This is a genomic window from Marinomonas maritima (genome assembly GCF_024435075.2).
Lineage (GTDB): Bacteria > Pseudomonadota > Gammaproteobacteria > Pseudomonadales > Marinomonadaceae > Marinomonas > Marinomonas maritima.
This window is the reverse complement of sequence record NZ_JAMZEG020000002.1, coordinates 1,077,998-1,098,719: the sequence shown is the minus strand read 5'-3', so window position 1 is coordinate 1,098,719 and position 20,722 is coordinate 1,077,998. Positions and strand designations below refer to the sequence as shown.

Sequence of the window (20,722 nt, the reverse complement as noted above, 5' to 3'; positions counted from 1 at the left end):
TCTGGACTGAGATAAAATTCTACCTTATCAATCAGTATTTGAGTTTGCTTTGTGGACTTACGAGCCTGTGCTCTAATGGGTGATCTAGGTTCAGATTGAACACTTACGATACAAGCATATTGAGCTTATAGACTATAAATTCAGGAATAAGCAATGAATCGACTGCAACTGAGTAACTACTACGGCCTTTATCTCGGGATATTTTTTCTGGGACAATTCCTAGTATTGCCTATTCTGACCCCTTTTATGATTGCTTTCGGTGCGAGCATAAAGGAAATAGCTATTATCATGGCTACTATGGGTTTAACCGTAATGGTATTGGAGTTACCTACGGGTGGGCTGGCAGATAAAATTGGCCGAAAAAAGGTGTTTTTATTTTCTTTATTACTCAATATCCTATCTTTGGTGATTTTGTTTATCTGGCCGAATTTCTATTGTGCTGTGATTGCCATGTTTTTTTGGGGGGCAGGAATTGCGCTTTGTTCAGGAACGATTACGGCATGGTTTGTCGAGACGTTTAATAAGGCAGACGGTGACATTAGCTTACAGGAGGGGCTAGCCCGAGTAGGGCTTAGAACTAATGGACTGGGTGCGATAGGGGCGTTGCTGTGCGCAGGCTTTATGTATTTTGGCGGCATTGCTAATATAGATGAACTCACCCTATATCGCTTTCTATTATTAGGTGGACTGAGCTGTTACGTTATTGTCTACCTGTTGATGCTCGTATGGGTTACGGAAACACGGACTTTTCAACGAATTTCTTTGCGGTCTCTTATTGATTTACCTCAACAGATAGAGGCTGGTGCTAAAGCGGTTCGCCATCCAATATTGTGGCGTTTAATGTTAACAGCGCTTCTCACTATCCCCTTGGCGAGCGCTATTGAGAAATATTGGCCAGTGCAGTTTGAGTTGCTGTCTGGTGAGGACCCTGTTGGTTGGGCATATGGTTTGATTTATGCGGCCACCTTATTTTTAGGCAGTATTGCCGCTAGAGTGACAACCTTGGTATGTAAGGGGTTAGATCAACAGTTGGGAAAAGTACTTTTTGTAGGATTAATTTTTCAATTATCCATGGCAACCGTCCTTGCACTATCAAATAATCTCTTTGTATTTGCGTTATTCTTTATTTGCTATGACTTTTCTGCTGAGTTAGGTGCTTCAGCGAAAGGACAGTTACAGCATCAGTCGACGCAAGACAATGTACGCTCTACGGTGGACTCCATTTCGTCTCTTAATTCACGAATTGGTGGTTTAATAGGTACCTTACTGTGTGGATTTGGCGCTGCGTATGTTGGATTAACGACAACTTGGTTGGTGTGTGTGCTGTTGGCATCATTAGCTAGTGTGGTTTATCTAAGTAAGGCGTTTAACAAAAGAGACGAAAAATTGGATATTTCGTCTCGGGAAAATACCTGACTTTACACTTGTGTTGCTCGCATGACGCCAACGGATGCTTGGTTAGTAGAAGAAGTGATGCCAGAACCTGTGAGTGATTGTCGGATAACGCCACCGCCAAATTCCTCTTCAAGCATAAATATACCGAGGACAACAGGCTGATCACACTCAACGTATAAACCTTTTGGTGTTATTGAGATGGTTGGCTCTCGTATCCCAACAACACGTTTTTGCACAATGTGTAATGGCGTATCCGTTTGAGCAGCCACCTCAAGCTGCGCTGACCAAGAATTAAGATCAGTTTCCCAACCACAAATGACATTATTTCCCCCGTACCCTACAGCGGCTTTTAAAACCCATTGAGAGTGGTCCAGAGACTTTAAGTGAGCAAGTGTGTCTTGGTTTACTAGGTATGTTTCAGGAATAAGAGAGTCTATAAGCATGATTTCACTATCGTTGAGGAGATCGCCGAGCGTAGCCTCTTTCAATAACGCCAATATGGCTTTACTCATGAAAAGCTCGCTTAAAGGAGAAATAGTGGATTCGATTTTATTACTCACTAGGCCTTCGAAGTAGGTCTGATAACTGGATATACCACTATTGATAACGTCGTTATAACCGAAGATTTCAAATACTAATACTTGACCTTCGTGTTGTGTACATATCGATTGTAGACCAGTATGAGGTATGGACTGCACCTCTATATTTAGCTTTTCAGCTAACGCGCTAGCGACACTGTTTGCTATCAATGGGCTATCAAAAAACATTTTTTCATCGTCTACAACGACTAATATGGGATTGTTTAACTGCTCTAATGTCTTTTTTATTTGACGAGAGATGTGTGAATACTGACTCTGCCAAGATTCTGAGAGCTTCAGTAATGGATCGCTAGATGTTTCTTGGGCTATTGATTCATCATACAGTGCATGTATAGCATCACTAGCAAAGCCACCCAGTGCGCCTCCGACGTTGACCTCCACTACTTTCCAGCCTTCGCTGCTATGAATAATATCCCAACGACAGGGATAAAGACCAATATTCGAGGCCTGCTTGTTATAGAGGGTATGTAATTCAGTGTTGGTAAAACCTACCGCATTAGCGAAGTCGATTAGCTCACTGTCAAATAGTTTCACTGGCAGCTGCCGTATCAATTTGAAAAGTTTCGACAGGTTGTTGGTTTGCTCAGTAACAAAGCTTTGAGTGTACATTATTGGTGTTAAAAGTAGAGGCCAATCAGGTCTTGAAAATTTACTTTGAGCGCCTACAAATCGTATGTTGTCAGCTAATTCATCTGCTTTTGGGTTTTCATCGAAAAATTCTAACCAGTACTCTTTTGAACTTTTTATCATTGTTCGAGCCCTTAAATTGAACAGGAAAAATTAACGCTAACGGACTAATGCGGCGAATTTTTTATTATACGCGAAGCAACTAGCTAGGAAGATCAACGCTAGATTAATATAACAAAGCCTTAATATCTATCCTCACTGCCCGAGTTAAAATGTTAAAGAGTAATCTGGTAAAGGGGAAATCAAAACGATTGTTCTTAGGCATATAGCACTTCATCTTTCATATTGGGTTAAGTCATTTTCATTTTTTTAAAATCGATTCATTTTATCAGGAGGTATATGGATGGATTACATGGTTGCTTTGACGATACAGGCTTAAATATCATTACATAACCTTGAAAAAGCTATGCGTATTCTCTATACACACCCGTCATAATTTCGATTGCTAGTATCATCTCTTCTCTTCTATGCTGACCTGCTAAATATTTAGCAATATGCATAACTTCATGGCAAAACGTTTGAATTCAATAAAAAAAATTATCAAGGATTCAGGATATGAGAAAGAGAACACCTACCTTTACTGGTGTCGCGCTTGCGATTGACCCGTCCCCTAACGCTAATACAGCAGATTTGAAAAGAACTTACGATGCCGCCTCAGCGTCATTGATCCGCGGAGACAAGGTCTGGGGTTTGAAGGCGGTATGCTTCGTTTTAGGTTTCGTAAAAGCGTCAAGTTTCCATTCGGTAATCCAAAGATATCAGCAGATGTTTTTTCTACGATAGTGTAATAGTCAGCCTTGAGTTGTATTGCTCATTGGGTGCTAGTTAGTTTCGTTGCTAACGATTATACAGCCAAGATTTTATTTTTTTTAGTATTTTTATTTGGAGATAGGGTGGTTTTATGGAAAGAACAATAGATGGTACGGAGTTAAAGTCGGGTCATACAGTGACTAATATAGATGATGTTGATCATCGATCAAATTATGCACAAAGTAGTCAGCCAACGCTTGGGCTATCTGGCGAGGCAGCCCACGCATTTTTCCATACATGCAATCTTACCGACACAGATAACCTTTCGTATCAAACTATCTCTCAAGCCTTTGAAGAGCAGGTTAAAAAAACACCGGAAAATACAGCGCTTGTCTTTGCTGGACATAGCCTGACTTATGCAGAGCTTAATAGTAGAGCAAATCAACTGGCACATGTTATTCGTTACCAGTATCAAGAGATGACAGGCTGCGCGCTGCAACCTGATAGTTTAATACCACTCTATTTTGACCGAAGCTTTGACATGGTTATCAGTATGTTGGCTGTGTTGAAAGCAGGTGGTGCTTATTTGCCTTTGTCACCAGAATACCCAGAAAAGCGTTTACAGTTTATCTTGGAAGATGCGCAAGCTCGGCTTCTACTTACTCAAGAATCCCACCTAAACAAGCTATCATGCCTGACATTTGAGCAGGCATCGAAAATGAAGTTTGTTTCGACCGATACTCTCCTGACTGAAAGCGCGACACAGAATCTTGACGCCATTAATGACGCCGCTGACTTGGCCTATGTTATTTACACATCAGGATCAACGGGTAAACCAAAAGGGGTGTTAATTGAACACCAAGGTGTTACTAATTTAGTAGCAAACCAGACAACACTATATTCTTTTTCTGAGCAAGAAACGGTCATTTGGTTATCCAACTATATTTTCGATGCCTCCATAGAAACTTTATTCTTGGCGCTTTTTAATGGCGCTAAGCTGCTGATTCCCTCTACAGATGACATAAAAGATCCAAGTACCATAAATCGATTAATAGTAGAGGAAGAAGTCACTCATATTCATGGAACGCCTAGTTACCTAGCAGCAATTGGCGAGTGTCGAAGACCCCATAAACTGAAACGTGTTGTCAGTGGAGGAGAAGCCTGCCTATCTGTTTTAAGCAAAACTTGGGGCAGTCTACTGATTAACTCTTATGGCCCGACGGAAACCACGATCACTGTTACCAATAATCTTGATCACTCTTCGCAGGCTTCGATAAATTGTCTTGGCAAGCCAGTTAACAACATTAAATTGTATGTGTTAGGTGAACAGGGTGAATTGTTGCCAGTGGGCTCGTCGGGTGAATTACACGTTAGTGGTGTTGGTGTTGCTAGGGGGTATTTGAATCGACCACAACTTACGGAAGAGCGATTTATTGATAACCCTTTTGCTAATAGTGAAGCCCGTCATACTCGACTGTATAAAACAGGTGATGTCGTACGTTGGATGCAAGATGGCAAATTGGAATTTATAGGCAGAAGTGATAGACAAGTAAAGATACGAGGGCATCGAATTGAATTAGGCGAAGTGGAAAGCGCGATAGCGACATTAACCTGCATTGATCACGTTCTAGTGTTAGACCAAAAGCGTCGAGATCACAAATACCTCGTGGCGTATATGACGCCAAAATCTGGGTCTGATATTGATGTTGAAAATGTACGCGACACGCTAGCGTCTTTATTGCCGGACTATATGATACCCACTTCATTAGTCGTTATAGATGAGTGGCCGTTAACGCTAAATGGCAAAATTGACCACAAAGCGCTTCCTATCCCAAAAGCAAATAGGGGGAATTCATTTTATGTGCCGGCGAGGGATGCGATAGAGCGGGAAATAGCAGACATATGGGCAGCGATTTTCGATTTTGAACCTATCGGTATTCGCGATGATTTCTTTGCCCTTGGCGGGGATTCAATCGCTGCCATTCGTTTTATGAGCACAATGGAGAAAAGATTAAACCGTCGCTTGAATATGAAGGAATTTAGACAAAACCCGACAATCGTCGGGATAGTTGAAGCGATGTCGAAGCAAACAGAAGAGAATCCATTAAAAATCGAAGGGCCTGAGAGTGGTGAGAATAGGCCGAGCCAATTTCCACTGTCAAGTCAACAGATGGTGGCGTGGTATATGTTTCAAAGTCAGTCGGATAGCAAGGCGTATTTGGCTGAAGCGGCGACGCATTTTAAAGGCCATTTAGAGGTTGACGCCTTAACCTATGCGATTAACCAAATATTTGCCAATCACGACATTTATCGAACGGTTTTCTTTATGGATAGTGGAGAGCCGGTACAAAAGGTTTTGGAAAAGTTTGAGATGTCTTTAAACACCATAGAGGCATCTCATATTCCGCTCGCGCAGCAAGAAAATTTTCTCGAACAAACCTTTAAGACCCGACTTGCCCGCCTCGACAATTTAAGTCAATTACCGTTGGCTGAATTTCTATTAGTGGCATTCTCAAATACACATCATGTCTTGTTGCATCAGGAGCACCACATCATTCACGATGGTTGGAGCGCCAATGAATTTACCCGAGAGTTAATTGAAATCTACCATGCACAGGTGGATCACAGCTATAAAATTGAGATAAATCCTCCTGCTCAATATTCCGATTTTATGTTTGCTCAGCGTGACTGGCTAAAGTCGTCCTATGCAGAGCAGCAGCTTGAATTTTGGCGAAATAAGTTGGCAGGCTCCCCGAATGGCGTCGCGCTGTTCGGTAAAAAGTCACGCTCCTTAGCCTTTGCGGGAGATCATCAGAAAATCATTTTTTCCCGTGCCCAATGGCAAGCGATGGAAGCTTTGTGCCAACAATTGGGCGTCACCAGCTTTAGTTTCACCTCCTCCATTTTGTATCTTTGTCTATGGCGTTACTCGGGGCAGACCGACCTGAGTTTTGGGTCGGCGTTTGCCAATCGTAATTGGAGTAACAGTCACACCACGTTAGGCATGTTTGTGAATACGCTGGTGCTGCGTCAACAGATAGATAGTTCCAGTTCGCTACGTGCTTTTCTAACGCAAACTCAGGCAACCGTAGACGAAGCGCAATCCAATGAAGAATTGCCTTTTATTCATGTGGTAGAAGCGTTAAACCCAGAGCGTGATGGTGACAGTAATCCGTTTTTTAACGTGCTACTGGGGTTTCACGACACACCGATCTATACCGATCCTATTCCTGGGATGCAATGGCACAAGGATGAAACCGTTATTTCGGATACGTCTAAATTTGATATCGATTGCTTAGTTGTGCCAAGAGGAGAAACCTTTAACGAAAACGGTGAGGTGCACTTCTTATGGGAGTATCGCAGCGATGTTTATACCCAAGAAGAGATCGCTTCCTTTCTCGACAGTTTTAAAAATGTATTTCTTAATGTAATTGATGACTTTGAGCAATGCAGTGATCTGGCCTTAGAAAAACTCGATATTATCCCGCCTTCCCAAGCCCATCTTATGGTGAATGATTGGGGTCGTGGAAAGCCGCTGTCCTTAGAAACAATGCAACAATTTTCTGGCCAAGACTTAGTTTCAGCCATTAGTGCGATCGCGCTATCTACGCCGGACAAACTTGCGGTCAGTAGCGGTCCTCTTGATTTGACTTATGGCCAACTCGAAGGGGCTTCCACCCAATTAGCGGTTGAATTGGCCGATAACAATATTCAATCAGGTGACAAAGTCGCTATTGTTGCTGATCGAACTCCATCTTTGGTTATCGCCATGCTGGCGGTGTTTAAAATGGGTGCTTGCGCCGTGGTTATCGCACCAGACCTTCCGGCGCAAAGAGCGGTATTTGTTCTGTCTGACAGCGGGTCGAAATTGGTGTTGTCTGACATGATTGAACTGTCCTTCTTAATTGATTGCCCGCAATCGGTCGTGGATATTACTAACGCACATAGGGTGACGAAAGCCCTGCCGATGTTTTCGCCCGTTGCGGATAATCAAAACCAGAGTGGCTATATCATCTATACATCGGGTTCAACCGGTGTTCCTAAAGGGGTTGAAATAGGCTACTCAGCGTTAATAAATGACTGTCTTTGGCATGTAGATGAATTTAAGTTGAATGAAAACTCAGTGGGTACCAGTTTGGCTTATGTGGGCTTTGATGCCTTTATGGCAGAGGTTTGGCCGTTATTGATGGTGGGTGGCCAGGTAGTGCTATTGTCAGATAACGAACGTGATGATCTCGATACATTATCTATCGTGATGGCGCGATTTAACGTTACCCATACGTGTCTCCCAACTGGGTTGTTGGAAGCCGCATGTGCCAGAAATTTTAATTGGCCTCAGTCATTGGATACCTTGCTGGTCGGCGGCGATAAATTAGGTCAAGTTCAGTTCCCTGCTGATTTTCATGCCAACTTATTTAATTTATATGGGCCAACAGAAACCACCGTAGACGCTACTTTTTACAAAATGGATCCGAAAAATGTGATTTCTCCTCCAATTGGCCGACCTATCGCCAATGCAACGGCAAGAGTAGTGATAGATGGTCAACTAGCGCCTGTTGGTGTTCCGGGTGAACTATATATCGGAGGGGCTGGCGTAGCCAAAGGCTACCTGAATCAACCAGAATTAACAGAAGAACGTTTCGTAGAAGCCGCTCATCTATCCGGGCCAGAGGAACAAAATCATCGTTATTACAAAACGGGTGATTTGGTGCGTTGGCGATCTGATGGTCAACTTGAGTTTTTGGGTAGGCTAAACGATGAAGTGAAAGTAAGAGGGTATCGAGTTGCATTGGGAGAGATCTCGTCGCGCTTGCTAGAAAATGCTGAGGTCTCTCAGGCGATAGCTTTAGTACGAGAAGAAGCCATTTATGCTTACATCACGCTTTCCGAGCAAGAGGTTTTGGCATGGCAAACGGATCAAAGCAGTGAGAGGGTCCTAACTCGTAAGTTAAGGGGGTTACTGAAGCAGTCACTTCCCGTTTATATGAGACCTAATGCTATTGTGGTATTGGCAAACATGCCGATGACCGCTCAGGGGAAAATAGACAAAACTAAATTACTTTCTCCTTTGACGGGAGATACGCCTTTAGAAATAGCGGCAACGGAAACTGAAAAAACCTTAGTTGCTATTTGGCAAGATAGTTTAACAAGAGATCAAGTTGGCGTAACGGATAACTTCTTTTCCATTGGCGGACACTCACTACTAGCGATGAAGATGATTGGTCGAATTAGGCTTGAGTTGCAGGTCGAACTGAAAATGAGCGACTTTTTTACGCAGGCAACGATACGAGATTTAGCCAGTTATATTGATGCAATTCTCAGTGCTCGCGATCAGGTGCCCACGGATCTAGTGCTGAATATGGAAGAGGGTGAAATATAATGGCTCACCAACTTATCCAGATGGCCAAATCGCAAGGTGTACATTTATATACTGAAAATGGGGCGCTAAAATATCGAACGAAGCAAGGAGGGCTGAGTTCGGAATTGAGTGCCGCGTTAAAACAAAAAAAAGCGGAAGTCATTCTGTTTTTGGAAACACACCATCATGTTGGGCCTACTGCGGGTCCGGTTGCTAGCCCAGCGACGCTTGCAGCACCGCTTACCTATGCCCAGCAACGTGTATTCTATTTGGAGCACTTGTTCGGTGAGCAAGGTCTTTACAACATGGTCACTGGGTTTCGTATTAAAGGTAAGGCGGAGCTAAGTAACATTGAGCATGCCGTTAACCGGGTGGTTGAACGCCACTCGATTTTACGCACCGGATTTACCGTTGAAGCAGATACCCCAAAGCAGCTTATCAGCGCGATAGCTCCTTTTACATTGTCAATTCAAAGAGACAGCAGCAACAATTTTGATGAAAAACAGTGGATACACCAACAGGCTAGTTTTCCTTTTGACTTAACACGCGCACCTTTGATACGCATTGCCGCGCTTGAATGTGAAGCGAAGCAGGAGACTGTGTTGGTGTTTGTATTTCACCATATGATTTTTGATGGTTGGTCATACAAATGCTTTTTTAATGAGTTAAATGCTTGTTTGCAAGGAGCGCGTCAGAATACCCCTGCAGTGCTGCCTGAATTGGATTTTCAGTATGCTGATTTTGCTCGTTGGCAGCAAGAAGGTGACGAGGATACTTCGGCAGCAACGGTCCGTTACTGGAAAGACAAAATGCTAGGGGTTAACGAATTAAATTGTTTACCCACTGACTTTGTGCGGCCACAACAACCAGACTTTCATGGTACTTTGCTACGACAAACCTTGGATAAGACCACCACTCTCGGATTAAAAACATTTGCACAGCAACAAGGAACTAGCTTATTTACCTTGTTGAGTAGCGTTTACTCCGTGTTAATCAGCCGTTGGACAGAATGTCCGGATGTCGTGATCGGAACACCAGTGGCGGGACGTGACAGGCAAGGCCTTGACAACTTAATTGGTTTTTTTGTTAACACCTTAGCGCTTAGGCTCGATATTCAACCAGACCAGTCTTTTTTGGAATTGCTGGAGTCAGCAAAGAAAAATGTGGCGGATGCGTTTCGCTATCAAGACATGCCGTTTGAGACGATTGTAGAAAACGCCGGACATGCGCGCAAAAGCAGTTATGCACCGATACTCCAATTGCTGTTTGTATTAAATGAAGATTCAACCAATCACTTAGTCTTGGAGAATGCAGAAGTAGAGCCTTTATTGGTGGATAGAAATAGCATTAATTTTGAACTCGAATTGCATATCAATGATTGCGGCGACACGCTTGAAGTGTATTGGGTTTATGCCACTAGCCTCTTTAATGGCAAAACAATTGAAGCGCTATGTGACAGTTTCAGCACATTGCTCCACGAAGTATTGGCTCAGCCGGATAAAGAAATTGCGTCACTACCTTTAGTGTCGGCGGCGGGTGAGCGGCAAATCCAGCGATGGAATCAAACTGACAAGGTATTTCCTCAAGAGCACCGTTTTACCGATTTGTTTGAAGCACAAGTTGAGAAACACCCACACGCTACCGCCTGTATCTGGAAGGGCCGATCAGATCTGCGCTATAACCTGAGCTATCAACAGCTTAATGAAAAAGCCAACCAACTGGCGCATAAACTCGTGTCCATTGGGGTAAAGCCAGATGATTGTGTCGGTCTTGCTCATGGTTGGTCAGTGAATGCCATTATCGGTATTTTAGCTGTATTAAAAGCAGGCGCGGCCTATTTACCCTTAGATCCCAATCAACCGTCAATGCGTTTGAATAAGATTCTCAAACGCGCTTCGGTGGATGTTTTATTAACCTCAGAGCACGCAGATAGCCAGCTAGGGTCTGCCATAGAAAATGTGTTTTGTCTTGACGATTCTGAATTGTGGGCATCGTTATCGCGCCTGCCCAGCGATAATATTGATAGTCTATCTCTGGGGGTAACTAATGATCATCTTGCCTATGTCATCTTTACCTCGGGTTCAACGGGTGAACCAAAAGGGGTGATGATAGAGCATAGAAATGTTTGCAACCTACTGTATGCGTTACAAGACAAGGTGCAATTTAAATCTAGTGATACCGTCGCGTGTATTACACCACCAAGCTTTGATATTCATTTAGCCGAAATTTACTTACCGCTTATTCAGGGAAGTACGATAGCCATTTTTGACTGGCATCAGACGCGTTCACCAGAGTTGATGATCGCTTGTCAGAAAGAATTTTCTGTTACGGTAATGCAAGCAACCCCTGCAACGTGGCAGATGTTAGTGGATCACGGTTGGCGGCCTTATGATGGTTTGAAGATGATAACGGGTGGCGACCACCTTAGTTTAAAGCTACGAGAGGATTTGCTAGGTCACTCGGATAGTGTCTCACTATTTAATTTATATGCGCCATCGGAAGCCACCGTTTATTGTTCGGGTGGTAGAACCGATTTATCTTCAGAGCGTGTACATATTGGCAGCGCCTTAGCGAATAACCGTCATTATATTTTAGATTCCCACAAAAACCATGTTCCAGTCGGTATGGTGGGGGAGTTGTATATTGCCGGTGCCAACATTACTCGAGGGTATCTTAATCAACCCGAATTAACCGCTGAAAAGTACTCTATAGATCCGTTTTACAGTAAAGATTGCCAGCGGATGTATCAAACAGGAGATTTAGCTCGCTGGTTGCCTGATGGATCTGTCGAGCTTGTTGGTCGAAAAGATTTCCAAGTGAAAATAAATGGATTTCGTATTGAACTTGGTGAAATTGAAGCGTGTATTAGTCAACACCAAGCGGTCGAACAGGTCATTATTACTACGGCACCCTCGGCATACAGTGATAAAGTGCTGGTGGCGTATGTCAAAAGCCAGCACAGTGAACAACCGCTGGTGGAGGCGCTTAGAGCTCTTTTGTCAGAAGCGCTACCCTATTATATGACACCCACATTTTTTGTGGTTATGGCTGAATTCCCCCTTACCTATAATCGCAAGGTTGATCGCAGCGCGTTACCGATACCAACGTATTCACACATTAGCGAGGAGCATTGCTCGGCGACAACAGCAACAGAAAAAGTAATCGCTGCTACATGGTCTGAACTGCTCTCTATTGATGATCCAGATATAGATCAAAACTTCTTTACTCTGGGTGGTCATTCTCTGTTAGCCATCAAGATGATCAGTCGATTGGGGAGGGCGTTGGCAATCACGCTAACGCTAAAAGTCTTATTTGAGGCGCCTTCGATCCGCCGATTAGCCCGTTTATGCGATGAGCTGAGTGCCGATAAAAAAACGACACAGACCTTCGCGATAAAAAAAGTGGATACGACGAATGGTGTAGCCTTGTCTTACTCGCAGCAGAGATTGTGGACATTGGATAATATCGAGACCCATGGGCGATATTATGGCATCCCCCTTATGTACCATATAAGCGGCCAGATCGAGGTGAGTGCCTTATCACAAAGTCTTGATTTTATTGTCAATCGTCATGATGTATTACGTACAGTGTATAAGATGACAGAGCAGGAGCCAGTGCAACATGTGATGCCGCCTGTCACGGGGATTTTGCAGCATCTTGATGCACAGTCGTTATCCGACCCCAAATCTGCACTGGCTGATTTTGAGAAAATGCTTTTTGACCAGCCCTTTGACTTGGCTAATGGTCCGGTTTTTCGCGCCGGACTGGTAACGCTAAGTGAAAACCAGCATGTGCTGTTGCTTACCATTCATCATATTGCCATCGATGGATGGTCAGTGGACATTTTGTTTGAGGAGTTGCAATCATGCTACTCGGCATTAGTAGGTCACAAGGTTATCGAAAAAGTGCCTTTAGCTCTTCAACCTTTAGCTTTTCAATACGCGGATTATGCGGTGTGGCAGCGTGAACGATTTAGCAAAGAATCACCGGCACACCTTGCCTCTTTAGAGTATTGGCGGGCAAGGTTGGTGGATGTTCCAGAGACTCATAGTTTACCCACTGATTTTTCTCGCCCAGCAAACGCTAGCTACCGTGGAGAGACGCATTATTCTGATCTAAGCCCTCACTTATCCAATCAAGTATTGGCGTATGCCAAAACGCAAGGTACAACCCCCTTTACTGTTTTGTACAGTGCCTTTACTGTCTTGCTGGCTCGCTACTCTGGTAGCAAAGACATCGTCATAGGCACGCCAGTGGCTAACCGTGAACGGCCAGATCTTGATGGGCTTATTGGTTTTTTTGTGAACAATATAGCACTGCGGACTCGCTTACCAAAGGAGATTGATTTCGCTCAATTGGTGTCGCAAAACCATGCCGATTTGTTAAATGACTTTGCTCACCAATCGTTACCATTTGAGAAAGTAATACAGGATAATAATATTCCTCGGCGGTTCAACCACCATCCCATTTTTCAAATCATGATGGTCTTGGAGCAATCCTCTTCTGGTGACTCTTTGTGCTTAGGAGATGCTCGCCTTACTGCGCAAATGCCATCGAGCGTAGAGGCTCGATTTGATCTTACACTTGGTGTGCGGGTGGTTAACGGACAATTACGACTGAGCTGGAATTTTGCGTTAGATTTGTTTATGCGAGAAACAATCGAAGCATTGGCGCGTCATTTTGACTATTTATTACAACAAATGCTGAGCCAGTCTAATGCTGATGTCATGGCGTTGGCGCTTATACCAGAAAAAGAGCAGCCAAGTGTCTTGTTCGCCAATAAAGGAGATATTCTGGATGTCGACCAAACCTTACTAGTGGATTTGTTTGATCGACAATTGGAGCGTCAGCCTAATCATGTGGCGTTAGACTATGAAGGTGAGAGACTGACCTATGCAGAGTTGGATAAAAAAGCCAATCAGCTCAGTCATCACTTGGTCATCTTAGGGGTAGGCGCTAACGTGCCTGTTGCTGTGTTCATTGAGCGCTCGCCGCAAATGATCATTGCCATGCTGGCTATCTTAAAAGCGGGTGGTGCCTATCTTCCAATCGACACAAAGGCGCCATTGTCCCGATTGACTTATATACTTGAGGACAGTAAAGCGCCGGTATTATTGGCCCAGTTACATCTGTTTAGTGCCGAACCCCCTGCCTTTAATGGCTGTTTAGTGTTGGATGTAGATGCCTGTTCTTTGCAGGATTATTCAGAGGAAAAACCGACGCTGTTGTCAAAACCAAGTGTGTCGGATTTGGCTTATATTATTTATACATCGGGATCGACCGGGAGGCCTAAGGGCGTGTTGGTTGAACAAGTTGGGGTGGTCAACTATATCAAGTGCCAATACCAATATCTCGATTTATCGGCAAGTGATGTCTATGCAAATGCCAGCTTTCTTTATCTCACAAATTTTTCATTCGATTCGTCTGTGGCCAGCATCTGGGGCTCATTTTACAGTGGTCGGCCACTGCATATCGTATCGGAAGAGAAAAGGTTTCAATTAGAGACGCTGCAGAAGTATCTCGCAGAGCCGGAGCGATTCGCTGTGGCCTATATACCGCCAGTGTTACTTGCTGAATTGGTGTTACCAGAAAATGCCCCTTTGATACCGCGCATTGTTTTGTCCGGAGAGGCCATATCAAGTGAGGTGATTGAGCGCTTTGTGCCTCACACTCGCCTGTTTAACGAATACGGACCCACAGAAAATAGTGTGTGCTCTACGGTTCACCAGTATCAACAAGGGGATGACCCGCGAAATATTGGTCAGGGAATCGATAAGGTTAAGACCTATGTGCTTGATGATGCATTGAATCTTGTTCCATTTGGCGTCGCCGGTCATCTTTATCTCGCAGGTGCGGGGATTGCACGTGGTTATTTGAACCAGCCCGAGTTAACCGCGCAAAGGTTTATTCCAAGCCCCTTCACACCAGGTGAGCGCCTCTATCACAGTGGTGATTTAGTGCGCCGACAACGCGACGGCGATCTTGTTTATATTGGTCGTAGTGATGAGCAAATTAAAATCCGTGGCTTCCGCGTAGAGCTAGGTGAAATTGAGCAGCAATTGAATGTCTGCAAAGAGGTGGAAGGGGCGTTGGTGATGGTACAGGGGACCGCTTCAGGTAAGCGCCAGTTGGTTGCTTATGTAATAGCCAAACAAGATACCCCTGCATTGCCAGACGAAGAATTATTTCAACGTTTGATCGGTGAGCTTAGTCATCAACTGCCCGATTACATGACACCAGTATTATGGGCGAGACTGGATGCATGGCCGCTGACTAATAATGGGAAAATTGATAAAAAAGCGCTGCCCAAACCAAGAGCCGTTAGCCAAATTACAGATCACGTGGCACCCTCAACAAGTATCGAAATTGAGATAGCTGGGATCTGGTCCAAATTGCTTAAATGTGACCCCGTGAGTGTGCATGATAATTTCTTTGCCTTAGGTGGCGATTCTATTATGTCCATGCAGGCGGTGTCTCGCGCAGCAAAGTTGGGTCTTCACTTCACCGTAAAACAACTGTTTGATAATCCTACTATTTTTTCGTTAACACCACATATTACGATGAAAAAGCAAGAGCAAGCCCCTCAGGTGAGTGTGACTGGCAAGCTACCTTTGTTACCGATTCAACATGAGTTTTTTCACCATGGTAAAGAAAAGAACCTTCATCTCTTTAACCAATCAATATTGTTAAATGTTCCCGCTGATTTTTCGTTCACATTGCTCGAGCAAACAGTGACAGCCCTTTATCGAAGACATGATGCACTTCGACTTCAGTTTACTAAAGACGCAGAATCTATTCACTGGCAGGCAAGTTTTGAGCCTATTAGTACCGAAAATCAGTTAAATACTGTCATGCAAACTCGTTATGACAGCAAAGATTCGGCTGATTTAGAAGCACAATGCCAGCGGGCTCAGCTGAGCCTCAATATTGAGCAAGGCCCCATGTTAAAGGCGGTGTTGTTAACGTCGGAGGACGGTAATAAGCTATTTCTAGTAATTCATCACTTGGTTGTAGATGGTGTGTCTTGGCGGATTATACTTGATGATCTACAGCTGATTTACAGGCAATTTAAGCAAGGGCTACCTCTTGTTTTGGAGGAAAAAACAGCATCCTATCAGCAATGGGGCCAATGGCTTACCAGTGATCCTGTTATGAAGGCTGTTGAAAGTGAACGGCCGTACTGGCAAAAATCGCTCTCGGATTTGGCGGCGGTGCGATCAATGCCAAAAGATGGTGCTGCTCATAACAAAGGGCAGCGCGGCGAAAAATTGCTGACGTTAACCCTAGAGCAAACCCAGACTCTGCTAAAAAACACTCAACAGGCATACGGTACTGAAGTCCAAGAGCTTCTGCTATCGGCATTATTACTTGGCTTAGACGAATGGCGGGAAACGAGAGGGCAATACAACGATGACTATGCCCCCCTTTCATTGACATTGGAAACGCATGGACGTGACGGACTTGATTGTCATTTAGAAGTAAGCCAAACCCTTGGCTGGTTCACTTCCAATTACCCACTTGTTCTGAATGCAGAGCGGGGTGAAATAGGCGATCTGATCTGTGCGGTAAAGGAAAAAATACGTGCCGTGCCAAACAAGGGCATGGGTTATGGCGTGTTAAATTGGTTTTCTCCTGAACAGCTAGATCATCGAGAGGCTTCACCAGAAATCCTATTTAACTACTTTGGTCAATTAGATCAAATGATGGAGGCAGATTCAGCGTTTTCATTTTCATCGCAAGCGACAGGAGAGGATGGTAGCTTCGATCATATGCAAAGCTATGCCATTGCCCTTAATGGTCGAGTGAAAAATGGCCAACTAAGCTTTGATTTCAATTTTGATTTGGCGGCGTTTTCACCAGCAGCGGTTTCAGACATGATCGACGCGATCACTCGCGCATTGCAACAAATCATTGAACACTGCTCCTCACGAGATGCAGTGAGGTTGACGCCAGCCGACGTGCCTTTAGCAAAAGTGAAACAACAGGACTTGGATAACTGGAGTTTGTCCTTGTCTGCTAACAACGTGAGAATCACTGACGTCTACCCAGCTACCGGTATGCAGCAAGGTTTGTTGTACCACAGCGAGCTAGCGAAAGAGGCTTACGTTACGCAATTGACCGTTTCGTTAGCGCAGATTGATCCCAGTGCATTGAAACAGGCGTGGCAAAGGGTGATAGCACGCTATGATATTTTACGTACTGCTTTCTTGCTGGCGAATGATGGGGTAAGGCGTCAAGTAGTAACGGATACGACTGAAATAATCTGGCGAGATGTGAACCTGAAAGGGCAAAGCGAAAGCCAACAAAGCGCAAATATAGAGGCGCTACAGACGCAAGACAAAAGTTGTGGTTTTGATGCGACGCTGCCAACATTAATGCGATTTACCTGCATTGAAATGGATTCCGGCCAGTTTAAGCTGATTTGGTCCAATCACCATGCGTTGATGGACGGTTGGTGTCTTCCTATTATCTGGAGTGATTTGAGCCATTTTTACCAATCACTTCTGACGGGTAAGCAGAGTGATTTGCCGGCAGTCATCCCTTATGGCCAGTATATTGAATGGCTAGCGTGTCAAAATACTCAAGCGGCGCAGTTATTTTGGACTGAATCACTGGCAAATATTGAGTCACCGACGACGTTGCCAAGTGGTTTTCTTCCTGAGAGCGAATGTCGAGATGAGCTCTCGACTAAGACGACTCTGACGTTCAGCTCGCAAGAAACACAGGCATTGGAAGCGCTGGCAAAAAATAGCCAATGTACCTTGAATGTTTTAGTTCAAGCGGCATGGGGGTTAGTCTTGTCCCACTATAGCGGTGATGAAACCGTCCTTTTTGGCGTCACTGTTTCCGGTCGCCCTGCGGCGCTACCGGGAATTGAAACCATGGTGGGTTTGTTTATTAATACGTTACCCGTTGTGATGAAGGTTCCAAAAGGGGTCAGCGTAACAAATTGGCTTAGGTCTATTCATAAGCGGCATATTGACCTCGAAGAGTATGGTTATTTACCACTACAAGATATTCAGCAATTATCTAAGGTCAAAGGTCGAAATCTATTTGATTCCATCGTGGTGTTTGAAAACTACCCTGTGGATGAGTTACAGGGAACCGCTTCGAATAAAAACAGATTGCAGATGAATGAGCTTGCGTCTAATGAACAAACTAACTATGCGCTAACGGTTATCGCCGCTAAAAGTGATGTGTTGGAAATTAAGCTGTTATCTCAACCTGGTCTTTTAGCTGACTGGCAACTGAGTGAGCTGCAAAAGCATATTAAGAACATCTTGTTAGGAATGGTAGCTACCCCACATTCTTGTGTCCAAGAGGTTCCCTTGCTCTCTAATGCAGAGCAGAACTTTCAAATAAATGAATTGAATGGCACCTACGACCAAGTAGAGGGGATGGGAATTCATCAATGGTTTGAACATTATGTTAAACATACCCCAGACAGTGTGGCCTTAATTGATGAACAGGCAGAATTAACGTATGACGACGTCAATATCAAGGCCAATCAATTGGCGCGTTATCTGGTGTTGCAGGGGGTAAAAGCGAATCAGTATGTCGGCATAGTTAGCGAACGTTCTTCGAGCATGATAGTGAGTATGCTGGCCATTCTTAAGTTAGGTGCCACTTATGTCCCCATGGATTCTAAATCTCCTCTAAGCCGGTTGAGTTATATGATGGAAACCTGTCAGATGACACATTTACTGAGTGATGATGCTGATATAGGTGAGTGCTATCCAGTACAGTTAGTGGACATAAAGCAAGTGCCTTGCACATTGTCGAGCGAGAATATAGCCGATCAGTCTTGTGATATTAAAATGCAACCTGCATGCGTCATGTTTACCTCTGACGCCACGTATAAACCTAAGGGGGTTATGGTTGCGCATCGAGCAATCCTAGGCTTAGTCAAAAACAGTCATTATGTAAAGCTTAGTCAAGACCAAGTGATCGCGCAGATCAGTGATCTTTCACTTGATGCATCTACGTTTGAAATATGGGGGGCGCTGCTTAACGGTGCGAAGCTGGCCATTTTGTCAGACAGTGTAATGAAAAACAGCGCTGCTTTATCCCATAGTATTGAACAGCACGCCATCGATGTCATGTTTATGCCGACGGCGCAGGTTAACCAATTGTTAGCGCTTAATCCCGATGTTTTCGCTGCTCTGGATACCCTGCTCTTTAGAGGAGAAGAAATCGATTCTGCTAAGCTAGACAGCCTATTGACTCAAGGAAAACCAAACCACTTATTGTACGTTTACGGGCCGACGGAAAATACAGTATTCAGCACCAGCTTTGAAATCACTGAATTAGCGTCATATTACCCAATAGGTAGACCTATCACTAATACCAGTGCTTATGTACTTTCACCTGACAATAAATTGGTTCCTTTCGGTCAAGTTGGCGAACTTTATTTGGGAGGTGACGGGCTCGCAATGGGATACCTTAATCGACCTGATTTATCTGCGGAAGCATTCATAGAGAATCCTTTTAATCAGAACTCGGACGAAAAACTGTATCGTACCGGCGATTTGGTTAGATATATGAAAACTGGCGATCTTGTGCTGGTTGGTAGAATGGGTGATTCAGTCTCTATTGGAGGAGTTAGTATTGACTTATCTGCTATCCGAAAACGGGTTCTTTCACATCCCAAAGTAGAGCAAGTTGCCGTGGAAATGGTAGCGCGGGAAGGGGAAAAGCAGCTAGTGGTGTTTATCGTAGGAAAAGTGCCTGAGCAAGGCGGAAAATTATCGCGGGCAGAAATCGATGAACTAAGGGGGTCATTAAAAGGTATGTTATCTCGTGATCTATCAAGTGTTGTGACTCCCGATGAGTATGTCATGCTCGAGGTGTTACCACTGACGGCTAGCGGCCAGCTTGATCATGCTGCATTGCACGAAGCCGCATTGAAAAATCAAGTGCCAAAACAGGTAAATACCGCTAGCCCGCGAGATAATATTGAGATGCTAGTGTATCAAATTTGGCATGATATTTTGTTGAAAAAGAAGATTGGCATTCGAGATAATTTCTTTGAAATTGGCGGCTCGTCGATTTCGGCGATTAAAGTAGTCCATGAAATAGAGAAACAACTTTCAGTACAAATACCGGTATCAGAGTTGCTTAAAAACCCCAGCATCGAAGCATTAGCTTGGCTGATACGCTCCGATGCAACGACGACTAAATCGACAGTGAATCCCAGCCAAGATCTTATCCAGTTTCGACGAGGTGATGGCGTTCATAATGTCATTTGCATTCATCCCGGTGGTGGGACTGCTTTTGCCTATCTTGCCTTGGCGAAAGAGCTGCCTAGTCACTTTGGCGTGTATGGTATTCAGGCTCAAGGCGTCGATTCTGACCAGCCGTTCCTAGAAGACGTGCAGGCAATGGCCAACCACTATATCTCGCTTATAGAACACCTTTTGACCACATCACATACCATTGTGGGTTGTTCCTATGGAGGGTATGTCAGCTATGAGATGGCAAGAATACTGCAAGCGCGTGGTATCGATTCGATGGCGCTGTTGTTGGACACAGAAGGAAGCGATGATCAGAGTATCCGGGACAAAATTAAACCCGTCAGTAGTGATGTGTTTAGAGAAAAATTGGTGACCTACAACGGAATGTATCCTGGCATCGACGACCAACAAATTGATCGGTATTTCCGAATATACAATCATCATCTCAATACGATGAAAACGATGACGCTGGCTAATACCAAGGCCAAAACAGCGGTGATTATAGCGACCCAAGATAAACCCGCAGACTACCTGAAGGTAATGAAGGGTTATTGGGAGAATAAGGCGTGTGGTGAGTTTCTGGTTGAGTACGTAGACGCCGATCACTCAACCATGTTGGAGGCGCCCAGTATCTTATCGGTTGCTCAGTTTATACAGCGGGAACTGTGTAATTAAGCTGTGACAGCGAGTGTCGTTTT

General features: G+C 44.2%; 4 protein-coding genes. 3 read left to right on the top strand and 1 reads right to left on the bottom strand.

Going from position 1 to position 20,722, the window contains the following annotated elements; translation table 11 throughout:
- Window positions 1–153 precede the first annotated feature (153 nt).
- Window positions 154–1,416 carry an MFS transporter gene (locus M3I01_RS11120; RefSeq protein WP_255895948.1) on the top strand — a complete coding sequence of 421 codons (1,263 nt, stop codon included), beginning with the start codon at window positions 154–156 and terminating at the stop codon, window positions 1,414–1,416.
- Between the two features lie 2 nt (window positions 1,417–1,418).
- Here the strand turns inward: M3I01_RS11120 and M3I01_RS11115 are convergent, their stop codons facing one another.
- The gene (locus M3I01_RS11115; RefSeq protein WP_255895947.1) at window positions 1,419–2,744 is read right to left on the bottom strand and encodes a hypothetical protein; all 1,326 of its coding nucleotides are present in this window, start codon (window positions 2,742–2,744) and stop codon (window positions 1,419–1,421) included.
- Between the two features lie 838 nt (window positions 2,745–3,582).
- Here M3I01_RS11115 and M3I01_RS11110 point away from each other — a divergent pair.
- Window positions 3,583–8,811 carry a non-ribosomal peptide synthetase gene (locus M3I01_RS11110; protein WP_255895946.1) on the top strand — a complete coding sequence of 1,743 codons (5,229 nt, stop codon included), beginning with the start codon at window positions 3,583–3,585 and terminating at the stop codon, window positions 8,809–8,811.
- The gene (locus tag M3I01_RS11105; protein WP_275565071.1) at window positions 8,811–20,699 is read left to right on the top strand and encodes a non-ribosomal peptide synthetase; all 11,889 of its coding nucleotides are present in this window, start codon (window positions 8,811–8,813) and stop codon (window positions 20,697–20,699) included. The genes M3I01_RS11110 and M3I01_RS11105 overlap by 1 nt, the downstream gene beginning before the upstream one ends.
- Window positions 20,700–20,722: the final 23 nt, after the last annotated feature.

Bases quoted from the DNA above. Each gene is read 5' to 3' on its own strand.
- M3I01_RS11120 (WP_255895948.1), top strand. From the start codon at position 154: ATGAATCGACTGCAACTGAGTAACTACTACGGCCTTTATCTCGGGATA.
- M3I01_RS11105 (WP_275565071.1), top strand. From the start codon at position 8,811: ATGGCTCACCAACTTATCCAGATGGCCAAATCGCAAGGTGTACATTTA.
- M3I01_RS11110 (WP_255895946.1), top strand. From the start codon at position 3,583: ATGGAAAGAACAATAGATGGTACGGAGTTAAAGTCGGGTCATACAGTG.
- M3I01_RS11115 (WP_255895947.1), bottom strand. From the start codon at position 2,744: ATGATAAAAAGTTCAAAAGAGTACTGGTTAGAATTTTTCGATGAAAAC.